This is a genomic window from Bacillus fungorum (genome assembly GCF_002746455.1).
Classification (GTDB): Bacteria; Bacillota; Bacilli; order Bacillales; family Bacillaceae_G; genus Bacillus_A; species Bacillus_A fungorum.
On record NZ_NWUW01000150.1, the window covers coordinates 1 to 690 of the forward strand.

General features: G+C 33.5%; 1 protein-coding gene and 1 pseudogene. Both read left to right on the forward strand.

All coding sequences use genetic code 11. From position 1 onward, the window contains the following. A partial coding sequence (locus CO726_RS31160; RefSeq protein ID WP_169513132.1) for a P-loop NTPase family protein occupies positions 1 to 436 on the forward strand: 436 nt, incomplete at its 5' end. Then, positions 429 to 690 (forward strand): annotated as a pseudogene (locus tag CO726_RS31165) (hypothetical protein); the annotation flags it as partial. The gene CO726_RS31160 and the pseudogene CO726_RS31165, both read left to right, overlap by 8 nt.

The window sequence follows — 690 nt, forward strand, 5'->3', positions numbered from 1 at the left end:
TTTCTTCCAAACAGGGCATTCTGGTTTTACTTCTGTACATACAAGAAGTGCAATTGAAGGTGTAAAACGCCTTATGTTAATGTGTCTGCAAAGTGGAGCAAATATTGATGCTAAGTATTTATATGAACTAATTTCATCGACATTTGATGTAATTGTCTTTTTCGAGAAAAAGGATGATGGAAACCGGTATATAACTGAAATGATTGAGCTGAGAGATTATTATGACGGTGAAGTACACTTTAATCAACTTACTCAATTTATCCCAGATGAAATAGAAGTAGATGAAATGACTGGGAAAATAATAAAGATTCATGGTGAGCATGTAATGAAAGGGAAAATTTCAGATGAAATGGAATGGAAATTCCGTTCTACTACTGTAGATACTTCCTTATATGAATCGTTTCTTGCTCATAAGGAGGTAAAACAGCTTGCATAGTATATTGATTTATAGCTGTATTTTCTTGATATTCTGTAGCGTCTTCCTTTTGGTTTTACTTTGTACAAAATCAAAAGGTTCTGCTCTTTCTCAATTTGTACAAGAAAATGAGAAAGAAGAAAGGCGTTTGGAATTAAGGAATATCAAAGGGATTCGAATGTATCTACCACAATCCATTATTCAAGAAGCCCAAAAGTACGAGTGGAAATTGACGAAAAGTATGTACTGGGTATATGTAATTCTTTCCGGAATGA